This window comes from Mammaliicoccus sp. O-M54 (assembly GCF_022386035.1).
GTDB classification, from domain to species: Bacteria; Bacillota; Bacilli; order Staphylococcales; family Staphylococcaceae; genus Mammaliicoccus; species Mammaliicoccus sciuri_A.
The window spans coordinates 526920-542457 of the sequence record NZ_JAJNJE010000001.1; the positions used below are offsets into that span (position 1 = coordinate 526920).

Annotated in this window: 14 protein-coding genes; 11 read left to right on the forward strand and 3 right to left on the reverse strand. The window is 33.3% G+C overall.

All coding sequences use genetic code 11. From position 1 onward, the window contains the following. Positions 1–123: 123 nt before the first annotated feature. Positions 124–534, forward strand: coding sequence for a VOC family protein (locus LQ673_RS02700; RefSeq protein WP_126476904.1), 411 nt, complete (start codon positions 124–126; stop codon positions 532–534). Positions 535–616: 82 nt separating this feature from the next. On the opposite strand, the gene LQ673_RS02705 is transcribed toward LQ673_RS02700, so the two are convergent. Next, complete coding sequence (locus LQ673_RS02705; protein WP_191836230.1) at positions 617–2308, reverse strand: Rqc2 family fibronectin-binding protein; 1692 nt, start codon at positions 2306–2308, stop codon at positions 617–619. 173 nt (positions 2309–2481) lie between these two features. On the opposite strand from LQ673_RS02705, the gene gmk reads away from it, so the two are divergent. From gmk to priA, 4 genes are all read left to right on the forward strand, one after another. After that, on the forward strand, positions 2482–3105 hold the full coding sequence (gene gmk, locus LQ673_RS02710; protein ID WP_025904573.1) for a guanylate kinase: 624 nt from the start codon (positions 2482–2484) through the stop codon (positions 3103–3105). Next, positions 3105–3305, forward strand: a complete 201-nt coding sequence (rpoZ, locus tag LQ673_RS02715; RefSeq protein ID WP_016911048.1) for a DNA-directed RNA polymerase subunit omega — start codon at positions 3105–3107, stop codon at positions 3303–3305. The genes gmk and rpoZ overlap by 1 nt, the downstream gene beginning before the upstream one ends. 165 nt (positions 3306–3470) lie before the next feature. Next, the gene (gene coaBC / locus LQ673_RS02720) at positions 3471–4673 is read left to right on the forward strand and encodes a bifunctional phosphopantothenoylcysteine decarboxylase/phosphopantothenate--cysteine ligase CoaBC (protein ID WP_191836231.1); all 1203 of its coding nucleotides are present in this window, start codon (positions 3471–3473) and stop codon (positions 4671–4673) included. Further along, a complete protein-coding gene (priA, locus tag LQ673_RS02725; RefSeq protein ID WP_191836232.1) occupies positions 4670–7078 on the forward strand; it encodes a primosomal protein N' in 2409 nt (802 codons plus the stop codon). The genes coaBC and priA overlap by 4 nt, the downstream gene beginning before the upstream one ends. A 60-nt stretch (positions 7079–7138) precedes the next feature. Here the strand turns inward: priA and LQ673_RS02730 are convergent, their stop codons facing one another. Continuing rightward, positions 7139–7402, reverse strand: a complete 264-nt coding sequence (locus LQ673_RS02730; protein ID WP_191836233.1) for a YrhK family protein — start codon at positions 7400–7402, stop codon at positions 7139–7141. Between the two features lie 411 nt (positions 7403–7813). Continuing rightward, positions 7814–8701, reverse strand: coding sequence for a nuclease-related domain-containing protein (locus tag LQ673_RS02735; protein WP_191836234.1), 888 nt, complete (start codon positions 8699–8701; stop codon positions 7814–7816). Positions 8702–8864: 163 nt separating this feature from the next. Here LQ673_RS02735 and def point away from each other — a divergent pair, with 163 nt between their 5' ends. The 6 genes from def to pknB are packed head-to-tail and all read left to right on the forward strand — an operon-like array spanning position 8865 to position 15416. Then, a complete protein-coding gene (def, locus tag LQ673_RS02740; RefSeq protein WP_239704644.1) occupies positions 8865–9353 on the forward strand; it encodes a peptide deformylase in 489 nt (162 codons plus the stop codon). Then, positions 9346–10278 carry a methionyl-tRNA formyltransferase gene (gene fmt / locus LQ673_RS02745; RefSeq protein WP_191836235.1) on the forward strand — a complete coding sequence of 311 codons (933 nt, stop codon included), beginning with the start codon at positions 9346–9348 and terminating at the stop codon, positions 10276–10278. Before def ends, fmt begins: the two co-directional genes overlap by 8 nt. Next, a complete protein-coding gene (gene rsmB, locus LQ673_RS02750; protein ID WP_239704642.1) occupies positions 10275–11585 on the forward strand; it encodes a 16S rRNA (cytosine(967)-C(5))-methyltransferase RsmB in 1311 nt (436 codons plus the stop codon). Before fmt ends, rsmB begins: the two co-directional genes overlap by 4 nt. Before the next feature lies 1 nt (position 11586). Continuing rightward, complete coding sequence (gene rlmN / locus LQ673_RS02755) at positions 11587–12678, forward strand: dual-specificity RNA methyltransferase RlmN (protein WP_025904564.1); 1092 nt, start codon at positions 11587–11589, stop codon at positions 12676–12678. A 3-nt stretch (positions 12679–12681) separates the two neighbouring features. After that, positions 12682–13428 (forward strand): Stp1/IreP family PP2C-type Ser/Thr phosphatase, encoded by a 747-nt coding sequence (locus LQ673_RS02760; protein WP_037587595.1) that lies wholly within the window; start codon positions 12682–12684, stop codon positions 13426–13428. Then, positions 13425–15416, forward strand: coding sequence for a Stk1 family PASTA domain-containing Ser/Thr kinase (pknB, locus tag LQ673_RS02765; RefSeq protein ID WP_204171175.1), 1992 nt, complete (start codon positions 13425–13427; stop codon positions 15414–15416). The genes LQ673_RS02760 and pknB overlap by 4 nt, the downstream gene beginning before the upstream one ends. Positions 15417–15538 lie beyond the last annotated feature (122 nt).

Consider the following 15538-nt stretch of genomic DNA (forward strand, 5'->3'; position numbering starts at 1 on the left):
CGATCGGTAACAATAATGAAAGTGACATAAAATCTCTCCTTTGTCTTTAACGCTTAATAAGATTATACTAAATTATATACGATTTAAAAAATGATTAAAATCTGTTGATGGAGTGTTTATTCAATGATACCAAAAATTACGACATTTTTAATGTTTAACGGTGAAGCTGAAGAAGCGATTAATTTTTATACGTCTATTTTTAAAGATAGTGAAATTTTAACAATGGTTAAGTATGGTGAAGAGGGACCTGGTGAACCTAGGACTGTTCAACATTCTATATTTAAAATAAATGGACAAATATTTATGGGAATCGATCAAACGAATGGTGTTGAAATTGAGATGAATCCTGCAATGTCATTATATGTAACGTGTGAATCAGCAATGGAAATGGAACATTTATATTCAAAACTTAAATCGGGTGGCGCGATTCTTATGCCGAAAACAGAATTACCACCAACATTTAGAGAGTTTGCATGGGTTCAAGATAAATTTGGCGTGAACTTCCAACTTGCTTTACCTGAACAACAGTCATAAATGCAATATATAAAAGAAAAACTTTCATAACTGAAAAGCCTTTGAAAATGATTTCTGGCCAATCGAGTTATGAAAGTTTTTGTTATTTTTTAAGTAATTTTTTAATATCGTCATAATCAGTTGTGACATAAAGTGTTGTTTGACTGTCGTAAGTGACAAATCCTGGTTTAGCACCACTCGGTTTGTGGACATTCTTTATAGCAGTGTAGTCAACTGGGATTTGACCTGATTGACTTGCTTTAGAATAATACCCAGCAATCATTGCCGCTTCTTCGATTGTTTTTTGCGTTGGTTCGTCTTCTTGTATGACAACATGTGAACCTGGAATATCTTTCGTATGGAACCATAATTGATTTTTTCTTGCGACACGATGTGTTAAGTAATCGTTTTGTTTATTATTTTTACCTAATAAAATCGTTTGACCATCTGTAGAAATAAATGTCGTTAACGTAATTTTGTTAGAATTTTTCTTTTTCTTATTTTTACGTTTCTTAACAAAACCTTGATCTTCTAATTCTTCTCTAATGTCATCAATATCATCAACAGAAATATGGGCAAGTTGTTGTTCTAATGATTCGAAATATAAGATATTAGATTGTGTCAATTTGATTTGTTTATCTAACTCTATTTCACGTGTCTTAAGTCTGTTATATTGTTTGTAATAATATTGAGCATTCATTGAAGGTGATTTTGTTGGATTTAAAGGTATTGTAACAGGCTCATTGTTATAATAATTAATAGTTTCTAACGATTTGTCACCTTGTTTAATTTGATACATATTCGCCGTTATTAATTCTCCAAATAATTGTTGCTCATCTTTGTTACGAGCCGCTTCTCGCTCATTAATTAATTTCTCTAGTTTATGGCGATTTTTTTGAAGATGTTGGTCAACAATTTTAACTAAATCTAATGCACGTTGCTTAACGCGTTCTCTTTCACCACGTGATTCATAAAATCTATCTAAACATTCATGTAAATTATCAAAGGACATATAGTCATTTCCGTAAGAATGTAACGGCATAAAATAGAAAATTTCTTTGCCAGTCGAATCATCACTATAAATAACAGGATTAGGTGATTGTTGAACTTCATCCATTACTTCATTAAAAGCTTCCACTAATGTTTCTTGATTCATAAATGGACGTCTAGATGTAATCTCTTTCGTTATAAGTGGACTAAAACCTTCAAATTGTTGAAGGAGCTGTCGGTCAATTTTACCCGAATTAAAATCAATATATTTATTAATATCATCCACTTCGAAAGGATTTAATTTCTTAACAGTAGGTGGATATTCATATTTGAAACCTGGCATAATTGTACGAGCAGTATTAGTATTAGGTGTATGATGTTTAAAGCCGTCGATAATTTTACGGTCGCCATCTATTAAAATGATATTACTATGTCTACCCATAATTTCTAATACGATTGTTCGTTTTCTTAAATCACCAATTTCATCTCTAGAATGAACATCGATCTCTACTAGTCGGTCATTACCAATTTGAGTAATACTTTGAATAATGCCGCCATCTAAATGTTTACGTAGCACTCTAAGAAACATTGGTGGGTCGAAAGGATTATCAAATTTTTCAGCAGTTAAGTGAAAACGACTGAAATTTGCATGTGTTGATAATAGTAATTGTTTATTTTTTCGTTCACTTCGAATTGTTAATATAATTGTGTCATTACTAGGTTCAGCAATTTTATGAATTCGCCCAGTTACGAGCGATTGTATATCTTCAACGATCTTTCTAGTAAATAAGCCATCAAAAGCCATTTGCATTCACACCTTTATCAAAAGTCAATTTATTGTAACATGTAAGGGATTAAATGAGTATAATTCTGTTTAATCTTTAAACGTCTCTAGCCATATAGAATTGAAATATGGTAAGATATAAAAAAACAAAATGATAATAAATCGTTAGTATTCATTAGGAAAGGTCGTTTGACATGAACATAGAAAAAGGGTTACTGATAGTGCTCTCTGGCCCATCTGGAGTTGGTAAAGGAACAGTACGTAAATCAATATTTGATGATCCGAGTACGGATTTTAAATATTCTATCTCTATGACTACTCGAAACATGCGTGAAGGAGAAACGGATGGCGTAGATTATTTCTTTAAATCAAGAGAAGAATTTGAAGCTTTAATTGCTGATGACCAATTTATAGAGTATGCTGAGTATGTTGGTAATTACTATGGTACGCCAGTACAATACGTAAGAGATACGATGGATAACGGTTATGATGTATTTTTAGAAATAGAAGTAGAAGGTGCTAAACAGGTTAGAAAGAAATTCCCTGAAGCATTATTTATTTTCTTAGCACCACCAAGTCTCGAACATTTGAAAGAAAGACTTGTCGGTCGCGGAACTGAATCAGATGAAATCATCCAGAACCGAATTCTTGAAGCACGTAAAGAAGTTGAAATGATGAACCTTTACGATTATGTTGTAGTAAACGATGAAGTTGAATTAGCGAAAGAGCGTATTCAAGCCATCGTAGAAGCTGAACACTTAAAAAGAGAACGTGTTGAAGCACGTTACAGAAAAATGATATTGGAGGCAAAAAAATAATGTTATACCCACCACAAAACGAATTAAAAGACAGCATCAATTCTAAATATTTAGTTGTTACAACTGCAGCTAAGAGAGCACGTGAATTACAAGAACACCCTGACAGTTTATTATTAGATGAATATCGTTCACTAAAAAATGTAGGTCAAGCACTAGAAGAAATAGCAGCTCATAAAGTATATGCTAAATTAGAAGACTAATCATTTGAATTAACGAAAGACCTTTTATGTTTGGACGACCAATCCATACATGAAAGGTCTTTTTATTGAATATGGATATTGTAATTTAGATTCATGACAGTCTTTTTTAAAGAATGTATAATAAATATAAAGTTTAAGAATCGAATTAATCGGAGGAGTACACAAATGAAGAATATACTTCTAGCTGTAACTGGGGGAATAGCTGCCTATAAAGCTATAGATTTAACGAGCAAATTAACACAAAGCGGCTATCAAGTGCGCGTCATGTTAACTGAACATGCGAAACAGTTTGTGACACCATTGGCATTTCAAGCTATAAGTCGCAATCACGTTTATACAGATACTTTTGACGAAAAAGATGTCAGTGAAATTCAACATATTACGTTAGCTGACTGGGCTGATGCAGTCATTGTTGCGCCTGCAACAGCTAATACAATTAGTAAATTAGCGAATGGCTTAGCAGATAACATGGTGACTTCAACATTACTCGCTACGACTGCTCCTGTTTTTATCGCACCAGCAATGAATGTTCATATGCTTGAACATCCTTCTACCGTTGAAAATATGTCTCGTTTAAGAAATTATGGTTATAAATTCATTGCGCCTGGTGAAGGTTATTTAGCTTGTGGTTATGTTGCAAGAGGTAGAATGGAAGAACCGATTACCATTTTGACAATTATTGATGATTATTTTAAAGAACAAGCTCAACCACAAACTTTTGCTTTAAAAGGTAAAAACGTACTTGTAACTGCTGGACCAACAGTTGAAAAAGTAGATGCTGTACGCTATTTTACAAATCGTTCAAGTGGAAAGATGGGTTATGCATTAGCTGAAGCTGCAAGAGATTTAGGGGCGAACGTTACATTAGTAAGTGGAGAGACAAATTTAACGCAACCTGTTGGCGTAGAATTTGTTCAAGTAACAAGTGCTGAAGATATGTTCCAAGCTGTTAAATCACGTATGAATGATATGGACATGATTATTAAAGCAGCAGCAGTCGCTGATTATACACCAGTTGAAACTTCTGAACATAAAATGAAAAAGAAAGATGGCGACTTACAGCTTACATTTAAAAGAACGACAGACATCCTTAAATATTTAGGGGAACATAAAGATAAGCAATATTTAGTTGGATTTGCTGCTGAAACAGATAATGTCGAAGAATATGCAATGGGTAAATTGAAAAAGAAAAATGCAGACGTCATTGTTGCCAATCACGTTGCGAATGAGACAATTGGTTTTAGATCTTCAGATAATGAAGTAGATATGTATTTTGCAAATGGTGATAAAGTACCAATTGCTAAAGCTTCTAAACAACAAGTGGCCATCAAAATTTTAAATGAAATTACTAGTAGGTGGGAAGATTGATTGCAAATGTAGTCGTAGATATTCCAGCTAAAAATGTCGACAAAATATTTGATTATTTAATTCCGCAAGATATTGAAGATATCGTCAAAGTCGGTGTTAGAGTTGAAGTGCCTTTTGGTCCACGTAAAATTCAAGGATTTGTCATTGGCATAAGTGAAGAATTAACGAGTGAAATTGATCAGTCAAAATTAAAATCAATCATTCGTGTTAAAGATTTTAAACCAGAGTTAACAGCGGAACTCATTGAACTGAGTGAATGGATGTCTAACTTTCATTTAGTTAAGCGTATTTCAGCTTTAGAAATTATGTTACCGAGTGCTGTCAAAGCTAAATATCAAAAAGTATATTGTGTTGCTGATCCAGAAGGGATTCCTGCACAATATTTAAATCATTTTAATAAAGAAGGTATTTTAACATTTGAACAAGCGCAACAACTTCAAATTGTTTCTATTTTAGAAGACTTTGTAGAAAATGAGGCAATTATAAAAGACACAATTGTAGGTCAACAACTCACAAGAAAATATGTAACTTGCGTAAGAATCGTCCCTACAGATCGATTAGATGAGATTTTAATGTCATTGAGTAAAAAAGAAAAACAACTCGATGTCATGAACTATTTAATTGAACATAGACGAGAAGATGTCATGCTCAGAACATTAAAAGAAGAAGGGTTCTCAGAATCGAGTATCAATACGCTTGTTAAAAATCAAATATTAGAAAAATACGATGGCATTATGAATAGAGATCCGTATGAGCATCGCATTTTTGAAAAAGAACATAATAAAGCATTGACTGAGGCGCAACATGAAGCTTTTACAAAGATTGATGAAGCGGTTCGTAATAATGAATCGAAGACATTTCTTTTACACGGTGTGACGGGTTCGGGAAAAACAGAAGTATATTTACAAACTATTGAGAATGTACTCAAAAAAGGCGAACAGGCGATTATGCTTGTGCCTGAAATTGCATTAACACCGCAAATGGTTAACCGATTTAAAGCGCGCTTTGGTGATGAAGTAGCTGTATTACATTCCGGTTTATCTAAAGGTGAAAAATACGATGAATGGCAAAAAATAAGAGATGGTAAAGCAAGTGTTTCAGTCGGTGCGAGATCAAGTGTGTTTGCACCATTTGAAAAATTAGGTCTTATTATCATTGACGAAGAGCATGAAGCAACTTATAAGCAAGAAGATTATCCGAGATATCATGCAAGAGAAATCGCGATATGGAGAAGTGAATATCACAAATGCCCAGTCGTATTAGGATCTGCTACACCAAGTCTAGAAACTTTTGCACGTGCAGAGAAAAATGTTTATCAATATTTAGGATTACCAGATCGTGTAAATCAACAGAAAATGCCTGAAATTGAACTTATTGATATGAGGGAAGAACTTCAAGAAGGTAATCGTTCGATGTTCTCTAATGACCTTACAAAAGCCATTCAAGATCGCATTGATAAAGGTGAACAAATTGTCTTATTCTTAAATAGAAGAGGACATTCATCATTTGTATTATGTAGAGATTGCGGGCATGTGCCACAATGTCCAAATTGTGATATTTCGCTTACATATCACAAAACACATGATGATTTAAAATGTCATTATTGTGGATATAGTGAACCTATGCCTCAAAGATGTCCAAGTTGTGAAAGTGAACATATACGACAAATGGGTGTTGGTACGCAGAAAGTCGAAGAAATTATATACGACACATTCGACCGCGCTAAAGTTATTAGAATGGATGTCGATACCACTTCGAAAAAAGGTGCCCACGAAAAATTATTAACAGCTTTCGGGAACCAAGAAGCTAATATTTTGTTAGGGACACAGATGATTGCTAAAGGACTGGACTTTGAAAATATCACATTAGTAGGCGTACTTAATGCAGATACGATGTTAAACTTGCCAGATTTCAGATCAAGTGAAAAGACATTCCAATTATTAACTCAAGTTGCAGGTAGAGCAGGTCGACATGAGAAACAAGGCGAAGTCATGATTCAAACATATAACCCGGATCATTACGCAATCTTAGATGTTACAAGCAATGACTATATGTCCTTTTATCAAAAAGAAATGAAATTTAGACAGATTGGTAAGTACCCACCTTATTATTATCTTGTGAATTTGACTATTAGTCATACCGATATTAAAAAAGTATTAAAAGCATCCAAGCATATACATGGTATATTGTTGCAACACGTTACAACACAATCCTTTGTATTAGGACCATCACCAAGCCCGTTGTCACGTATTAATAATAGACATCGATTCCAAATATTAATTAAATTTAAGAACGAACCAGATTTATTAACAGCCTTACAATATTTAGATGATTATTATCACGAGCAATACTTAAAAGATAAACTATCACTAGAAATAGATATTAACCCACAGATGATGATGTAAATAGAAGAAACCCGTGAAATTTGATGATTTCACGGGTTTTTCATATGATGAGGGCAAAATCTAGTTCTCTTTTCTAATTTTACTGATATGAATATCTCTTGAAATTGCAATCAACGGACGAATAAGCATTTGGAAACTCCCAATTACAAATAGAACAGTTCCTGCAAAAGTAGTCGACTCATTAAAAAATAGAAAACTACCCGTTATAAATATCATCGCAAGAATGATATCGTTAATTTGATATAGAAATTTATAAAAAGTAACAACCTTAATATCAATATTGAATATGGTGAATTCCAATTCATTTTTATTTTTAGTGTGCATAATCCTCACCACAAGTTGATAATATCAATAAATAGATTAAATTCAAGAGATTGATGTATGTGTGGGGAGAAGTACTGACCCCGTTATTAGCAGTTTTGGTCAAAGGTGCAAATACTGATGCCGTTATTAGCAGTTCTGGCCAAAGGTGCAAATACTGACCTCGTTATTAGCAGTTTTGGCCAAAGGTGCAAATACTGACCCCGTTATTAGCAGTTTTGGCCAAAGGTGCAAATACTGACCCCGTTATTAGCAGTTCTTGCTAAAGGTGCAAATACTGACCCCGTTATTAGCAGTTCTGGCCAAAGATGCAAATACTGACCCTGTTATTAGCAGTTTTGGCTAAAAGTGCAAATACTGACCCTGTTATTAGCAGTTCTGGCTAAAAGTGCAAATAACAAACGCCACACTAGTTTATTTAGGGAAAAATTTTCTATTTCTTTTCTTCTCTGATTTGAAATACTTGTTACAAACACGGCCAATTGTATATTGCTTCACCGGATAACACCACTGGATGGCTTCATCAAATGTGAAGCCGTCTCTTTTTAAATAATAGAGTTCTTTCAAATTGTACAGGACGATTTCTTCGGATTTGATCTTAGAGTAACAGTATGTGCAGTTATAGTAGATTTTACTTTCTACTATATTGATAGTGTGCATTTTTCTACAGCTCGGGCATTTTATACCTGCTAAACTGATGTCGAAGTAAGGTGTGATTTCTTTTTGATAATAAGTGGAGTGAATTTTCTTGTGTTGTAATAAAAAGTTTAAAAGTGCGGGGTTAAACTTTGATGTATGAGATTGTAAAATTTCTTTGATTTGATTTAACTGATTGAAGTAGATGATATTCTGATCATGTGGCCAGTTTCCAACTGGTATAAAATGAGGGTTCGTAAAAATGATATAAGGCTGAATATCTATATGTATACCATTTTGATACAGTAATTTTTCTAATTCAGATTTCATAAATTGAGTTTGTTTAATGGGGGATTTCGTAGTGATTCCGTAACTATTTTTTAAGTAATCTTGTTCGAAGTACCACTCGTCTCTATAATGTTTAATTTCAAATAAGAAAAGTGTATTGTCTGTTGCGACTAAAAAATCAATTTGGACATGATGTTGATGACCGAATTCGAAGTCATAAATATAGCTGATGTTTGGTACCGTATTTAAAAATGATTTGAAATAGCGTTCTCCTTCTTTACCGTTGTAATAAGTGAGAAGATTATTCCTCTCATCTTTCGATAAAATCTTCCGTGATTCAAGTGCGAGTAAATATTGATAGTAATCGGATGCGTTCATATAGGACTCCTTTCTGTTATTTATTGGTAATTCAATTTTACTTCGTTTACTCAAAAATTTCTATCAAATCAATATAAGCGATTGTAGATGAATTTTCTCTGTCGCTTTTTATATTGATTTACGTTATAATTATACGATGAGTTTTTAAAAAGGAGCGATAGATATGGCTGTAAAAGCACTTGTTACGGTACCAAATCCAATATTAAATAGAGAAGTTAAAGATGTTGTGACTTTTGATGAGTCTTTAAAAACATTAATTGCTGATTTAGAGGATACAATGTTTGAAAATGATGGGGTGGGTATAGCTGCACCTCAAATTGGCGTTGATCTTAAAGTTGCGATTGTTGATATGGAGCAAGAAGGTATTTTGCAGCTGATCAATCCAACGATTGTTTCTCAATCTGAAGAAACTGAAGCTGATGTAGAAGGTTGTCTCAGCGTACCTGGTGTCTTTGGGGAAGTGAACAGAAGTAAAATGATTGTTGTGAAAAGTAATGATTTAAATGGTAATGAAGTTGAACTAACTGCGTATGATGATATTGCGCGTATTATTTTACATGAAGTAGATCATTTATATGGTGAGTTATTCACGGATAAGATGACAAGAGAAATTAGCGAAGAAGAACTAGAGGAGATGTATAAGGATGAGTAAAATTGTATTTATGGGTACACCAGATTTTTCTACAGGCATTCTTGAAATGTTAATCGAAGAACATGAAGTGATTGCAGTTGTTACTCAACCGGATCGTCCAGTAGGTAGAAAAAAAGTACTGACACCACCTCCTGTTAAAAAAGTAGCAGTTGAACACAATATTCCAGTATATCAACCTGAAAAATTAAATCATTCACCAGAATTAGAAGAGATTATTAATTTACAACCTGATTTGATCGTAACTGCAGCATTTGGACAGCTATTACCAAAATCATTATTAGATGCGCCAAAATACAAAGCAGTCAATGTGCATGCTTCATTGCTGCCTAAATATCGCGGTGGTGCACCGATTCATTATGCAGTTATGAATGGTGAGAAGAAGACTGGCGTAACAATTATGTATATGGCAGAAAAATTAGATGCAGGTAATATTATTAGCCAAGATGAAATCGACATTAAAGAGAACGACACAGTAGGAGATGTTCATGATCAACTAGCAGTACTCGGTACAGCATTATTGAAACGAACTTTACCTACTATTTTTAATGGAACAAATGATAGCATTCCTCAAGATGAATCTCTAGTATGTTTCGCTTCTAATATTTCAAGAGAAGATGAAAGAATTGACTGGACACAAGATGCTGAATCAATTCATAACCATATTAGAGGGTTATCACCTTGGCCAGTTGCATATACAACGATGAATGATAAAAATATGAAATTGTGGCGCAGTGAAATAGTAAGAAATGTTAAAGGTAATCCAGGAGAAATTGTTGAAACAACTAAATCAGCTATTATAGTAGCAACAGGCAGTGAAGATGGTGTTGCTTTAACTGAAATACAATTAGCAGGTAAAAAACGTGTGCAAGCACGAGATTATTTAAGCGGATTACAATCAAAAATTGATGGGACTAAATTAATATGATGAAAAACAATGTAAGAAACGTTGCATTAACGATTCTAGATGATGTACTAACAGGTGAAGCATATAGTAATCTACAACTTAATGAAGCGATAAAAAACGAAGCCGTATCTAAAAAAGATGTTGGATTATTAACGGAACTTGTATATGGTACTTTACAAAGAAAAATCACTTTAGAATATTTAATTGAGCCTTTTATTAAGACGAAGTTAAAAGGTTGGATGAAACGTCTATTAATTATGAGTGCATATCAATATGTATATTTAGATAAAGTCCCAAATCATGCGATTATCAATGAAGCTGTCAATATTGCTAAAGTACGCGGTGATTTACACAATAGTAAAGCAATTAATGCAATTCTTAGAAATTTCATGTCTACACCATTAAGAAGATTAGATGAAATCAAACATGATGATAAGAAATTATCAATAGAAGGTAGTGTACCTTTATGGTTAACGAAACATTGGATTACGCATTTCGGATATGAAAAGACAAGAGAAATGTGTTTACTAAGTTTAACACCGCCAGATACAACAGTGAGAGTAAATACAACACGTATATCTGTTGAAGATGCAGTTGAAAGATTACAAAGTAATGGTTATACTGTCGAAATAGATAAAGACATAGAAAGATGTTTACATGTTAAAGGTGAAGCTATTGTAAATGATAGACTGTTTAAAGATGGTTTATTATCTGTACAAGATAAGAGTTCAATGTTTGTAGCAGAAATTTTGAATCCGAAACCGAATAGTACAGTATTAGATACATGTAGTGCACCAGGTGGTAAGACTTGTCATATCGCTGAAATCATGAATCAAACAGGTCATGTTGATGCGTTTGACATTCACCCACATAAAATAGATTTAATTGATTTTAATATCAAAAAATTAAGACTTAAAAATGTAACAGCAGCTGTACACGATGCAACTCAGCCTTTTGATCAAACATATGATTACATCCTTGTAGATGCACCGTGTAGTGGATTTGGTGTCATGAGAAGAAAGCCTGAAATTAAATATGATAAGACGTCAAAAGATGTTGAATCATTATGGCACTTGCAATTAGAAATCCTTGAAAATGCGAGTAAATCTCTCGCACCTAATGGAGAATTAGTGTACTCAACTTGTACAATTGAACAAATGGAAAATGAAAATGTTGTTTATTCATTCTTAAAAGCAAATCCAGAATTTGAATTCGCACCATTTATAGATCCGAGAACAAATCAAGAAACTAAAACATTACAGCTACTACCTCAAGATTATAATTCAGATGGTTTCTTTATTACTAAAATTAAGAGAAAGGAAAGTTAATATGCCAGCGATACAGAAAAAACGTAATAAATTTATGCCAAACTTCGAAAGACCTTCAATATATTCATTACAATTAGGAGAATTAGAAGATTGGTTGATCGATCAATCAGAACCAAAGTTTAGAGCTAAACAAATTTTTGATTGGTTATATGTTAAAAGAGTAGATGCTTTTAGCGAAATGACAAATCTTTCAAAAGAATTGAGAGAAAAGCTTGTACAATCATTTGAAATTACAACGTTAGAAGTAGCTGTTAAACAAGAAAGTAAAGATGGAACAATCAAGTTTCTTTTTGAATTACAAGATGGATACACGATTGAAACAGTATTAATGAGACATGAATATGGGAATTCAGTTTGTGTGACAACTCAAGTAGGTTGTCGTATAGGTTGTACGTTCTGTGCCTCATCAATCGGTGGTTTGAAACGTAACCTTGAAGCGGGTGAAATTGTTGCGCAAGTATTAACAGTTCAAAAAGCTTTAGATGCTACGGATGAGCGTGTCAGTCAAGTCGTTATTATGGGTATTGGTGAACCATTTGAGAACTATGATGAAATGATGGGATTCTTAAAAATCATTAATCATGATAAAGGATTAAACATCGGAGCACGTCATATTACAGTGTCTACATCAGGAATTGTCCCTAAAATTTATGATTTTGCTGATGAGTCACTACAAATAAACTTCGCATTAAGTTTACATGCTGCTGATAATGAAACACGTTCTAGATTGATGCCTATAAACAGAGCTTATGATTTAGATAAATTAATGGAAGCTATTGAATATTATGTCAATAAAACGAATAGAAGAATCACTTTTGAATATGGTTTATTCGGAGGCGTGAATGACCAAGTTCATCATGCAAAAGCATTGGCAAAATTAATTAAACATTTAAACTGTCACGTGAACTTAATTCCAGTTAACCACGTACCAGAACGTGATTATGTAAAAACATCAAAAGAAGATATCTTTAAATTCGAAAAAGAATTAAAAAGAAACGGGATAAATGCTACAATAAGACGTAATCAAGGTGCAGATATTGATGCTGCATGTGGACAACTAAGAGCAAAAGAGCGAAAAGAAGAAACGAGGTAACAAATCATGGAAGCACGGTTTTTTACAGATGTCGGTCAATTTCGAGAACAAAATGAAGATGCAGGTGGTATCTATACAAATCAAACAGGTCAAGTTTTATTAGTGATTTGTGATGGTATGGGTGGACATGCTGCAGGTGAAGTTGCAAGTCAATTTGTGAATGATTCACTTAAAGCTAGATTCGAAGATGAAAATTATATTGAATATGATCATGCTGAAGATTGGTTGCAATCTAACTTAGCTGATATAAACAGACAATTATATAACGAGTCTATGAACAATGAGATGTATAGAGGCATGGGTACAACTTGTGTTTGTGCTTTAGTCTATGAAAAAGACATCGTTGTAGCTAATATAGGTGATTCACGTGCTTATTTGATGAACAGTCGTGAAATGATGCAATTAACAAATGATCATACATTTGTTAATCATCTTGTTACGATTGGGGAAATTACGAAAGAAGAAGCTTTCACACATCCTCAAAGAAATATTATTACAAAAGTTATGGGAACAGATAAACGTGTTAACCCAGATATTTTTTACTACAATACAAAATTTTATGATTATTTACTTTTAAATTCAGATGGTTTAACAGATTACTTACATGAAGATGACGTTCAACAAATTGTGATGTCTCATAAAGGTACGGTTGAGGATATTGGTGAAACGCTTATCGAAGAAACAATCGAAGTCGAAGGTAAAGATAATATTTCGTTAATATTATATCCATTTGAAGGTGGAAAAATATGATAGGTCGCATAATCGCCGGTCGCTATGAATTTGTGAAGTATCTTGGTGGCGGTGGTATGAGTAACGTCTATTTAGCGAAAGATAAGATCTTGAACCGTGATGTAGCAGTGAAAGTAATCAACATACCGCCTTATGAAAAAGAAAAAGCAGTTGAACGTTTCGAACGAGAAGTTCAAAATACGACGATTTTAAGTCATAGTAACGTTGTGAATGTACTGGATGTAGAAGAAGATGATAATTGTTATTACCTTGTTATGGAATATATAGAAGGACCAACATTAAAGGAATATCTATGTAAAGAAGGTAAGTTATCTGCAGATGAAGCGGTTGAAATGACCCTTCAAATCTTAAAAGGTATCGCACATGCACACCATCATCGAATTATTCATCGAGATATTAAACCGCAAAACATTCTCATGACTAAAAATGGGACGTTAAAAATATTAGACTTTGGTATCGCAAGGGCATTAAGTGAAACAGCTCTAACTGAAACGAATCATGTTATGGGTTCTGTTCAATATTTATCGCCTGAACAAGCTAAAGGTCAATCAACAGATGAATCATCAGATATTTATTCTATTGGTATTGTATTGTATGAATTATTAACAGGACACCCGCCATTTAATGGGGAAACGCCTGTAAGTGTTGCCATTAAACATATTCAAGAAGAGTTGCCATCTATTAGAAAAGAACGACCATCTATACCTCAAAGTATAGAAAATGTCATTATGAAAGCAACGCGTAAAGAAAAGTCACTCAGGTACCGTGACACAAATGAAATGTATTATGACCTTTTAACAGCATTGGATGATGAACGTAAAGATGAATTACCTAGGTATGATTCTAATTCAGATACTAAAACAATGCCCGTTATAAAAGCAGATGAAGAAGAAAGTGATACAAAGACTGTTCCAATTGCAACGACTCAACAAGATGCTAATGCACAACAACAAAATACGGAAACAAATAAGCCTAAACGTAAACGAAATAAATGGTTAATCGTTTTTGTGCCTATTTTACTATTATGTATGTTAGTAGGTGCAATCGGTTTTGCCTTAACGGCTCCTAAATATGTAGATGTGCCTAATTTATTAGGAAAATCACGTGGTGAAGCCTTAGCTTTAATAGACGAAAAAGGTTTAAGTAAAGGCAAAATAACAGAAGCCTATAGTAATAGCTTTAAAGAAGGCGAAGTTATGAAAGTAACACCTAAAGTTGGTAGCAAAGTTAAAGAAATGACTAAAGTTGATTTAGTGATATCTCAAGGTGTTAAGACGTTTACCGTAGAAGATTATGTTGGGAAATCAGCAGACAAAACGAAAAAGCAATTAGAAAAACAAGGCTTTGAATCTGTCCGTATAAAAGAACAGTATGATAAAGCGGCGAATGGCACAGTGATTAATCAAAATATCGAACCAGGTTCTAAAGTCGTACCTAAAGATACGATGATTATTTTGACTAAATCAATCGGCGTGAAACAAGAATACGTTAAAGATTATACGGGTGAAGAAATCAGTAAAGCGACATCTGAACTTGAAGCGCTTGGATTTAAAGTAGAACAATCTGAAGTTGAAAGTGATGAACCAGCAGATACAATCGTCAAACAATCATTTAAAGATGGACAATTACCAGTCGAATCAACGATTTACTTTGATGTATCTAAAGGTGAAGATAAAGACTCTGACTCAGATAAATCAGATGACAAAGATAAAAAAGATGACAACAATGATAATGCAAGAGATAAAACATATACACAATCCGTTTATATACCATTTACAGGTTCTGATAGTAAAAAAGGTCAAAAAGTAGAAATCTTTGTTAAAGATAAATCAAATAATATTAAAAAAGTTGCAGATTCCTTTACGATTAAAAAAGATACAACAAGAAGCATTAATTTCACGATTCCAAAAGGCGAATCAGCTGAATATCGCGTTGAAGTAGATGGTAAAGAAATTGAAAGTAACACAATTGATTACGATGATTTCTAAATATATGAAAAGTATATAGCTATTTGTGAGACTGAAACATTAACCAGTGTTTCAGTCTCTATTTTTATACACTATTGATTTAATGCTTAGTTCTTAGTAAAATTTAGAAAATGAGTCTGGGG

Excerpts from the sequence above, each read along its gene's own strand:
- coaBC (WP_191836231.1), top strand. The coding sequence starts at position 3,471 with ATGAAGAATATACTTCTAGCTGTAACTGGGGGAATAGCTGCCTATAAA.
- pknB (WP_204171175.1), top strand. The coding sequence starts at position 13,425 with ATGATAGGTCGCATAATCGCCGGTCGCTATGAATTTGTGAAGTATCTT.
- def (WP_239704644.1), top strand. The coding sequence starts at position 8,865 with ATGGCTGTAAAAGCACTTGTTACGGTACCAAATCCAATATTAAATAGA.
- LQ673_RS02730 (WP_191836233.1), bottom strand. The coding sequence starts at position 7,402 with ATGCACACTAAAAATAAAAATGAATTGGAATTCACCATATTCAATATT.
- LQ673_RS02705 (WP_191836230.1), bottom strand. The coding sequence starts at position 2,308 with ATGGCTTTTGATGGCTTATTTACTAGAAAGATCGTTGAAGATATACAA.
- fmt (WP_191836235.1), top strand. The coding sequence starts at position 9,346 with ATGAGTAAAATTGTATTTATGGGTACACCAGATTTTTCTACAGGCATT.
- rpoZ (WP_016911048.1), top strand. The coding sequence starts at position 3,105 with ATGTTATACCCACCACAAAACGAATTAAAAGACAGCATCAATTCTAAA.
- rlmN (WP_025904564.1), top strand. The coding sequence starts at position 11,587 with ATGCCAGCGATACAGAAAAAACGTAATAAATTTATGCCAAACTTCGAA.
- LQ673_RS02700 (WP_126476904.1), top strand. The coding sequence starts at position 124 with ATGATACCAAAAATTACGACATTTTTAATGTTTAACGGTGAAGCTGAA.
- LQ673_RS02735 (WP_191836234.1), bottom strand. The coding sequence starts at position 8,701 with ATGAACGCATCCGATTACTATCAATATTTACTCGCACTTGAATCACGG.
- rsmB (WP_239704642.1), top strand. The coding sequence starts at position 10,275 with ATGATGAAAAACAATGTAAGAAACGTTGCATTAACGATTCTAGATGAT.
- gmk (WP_025904573.1), top strand. The coding sequence starts at position 2,482 with ATGAACATAGAAAAAGGGTTACTGATAGTGCTCTCTGGCCCATCTGGA.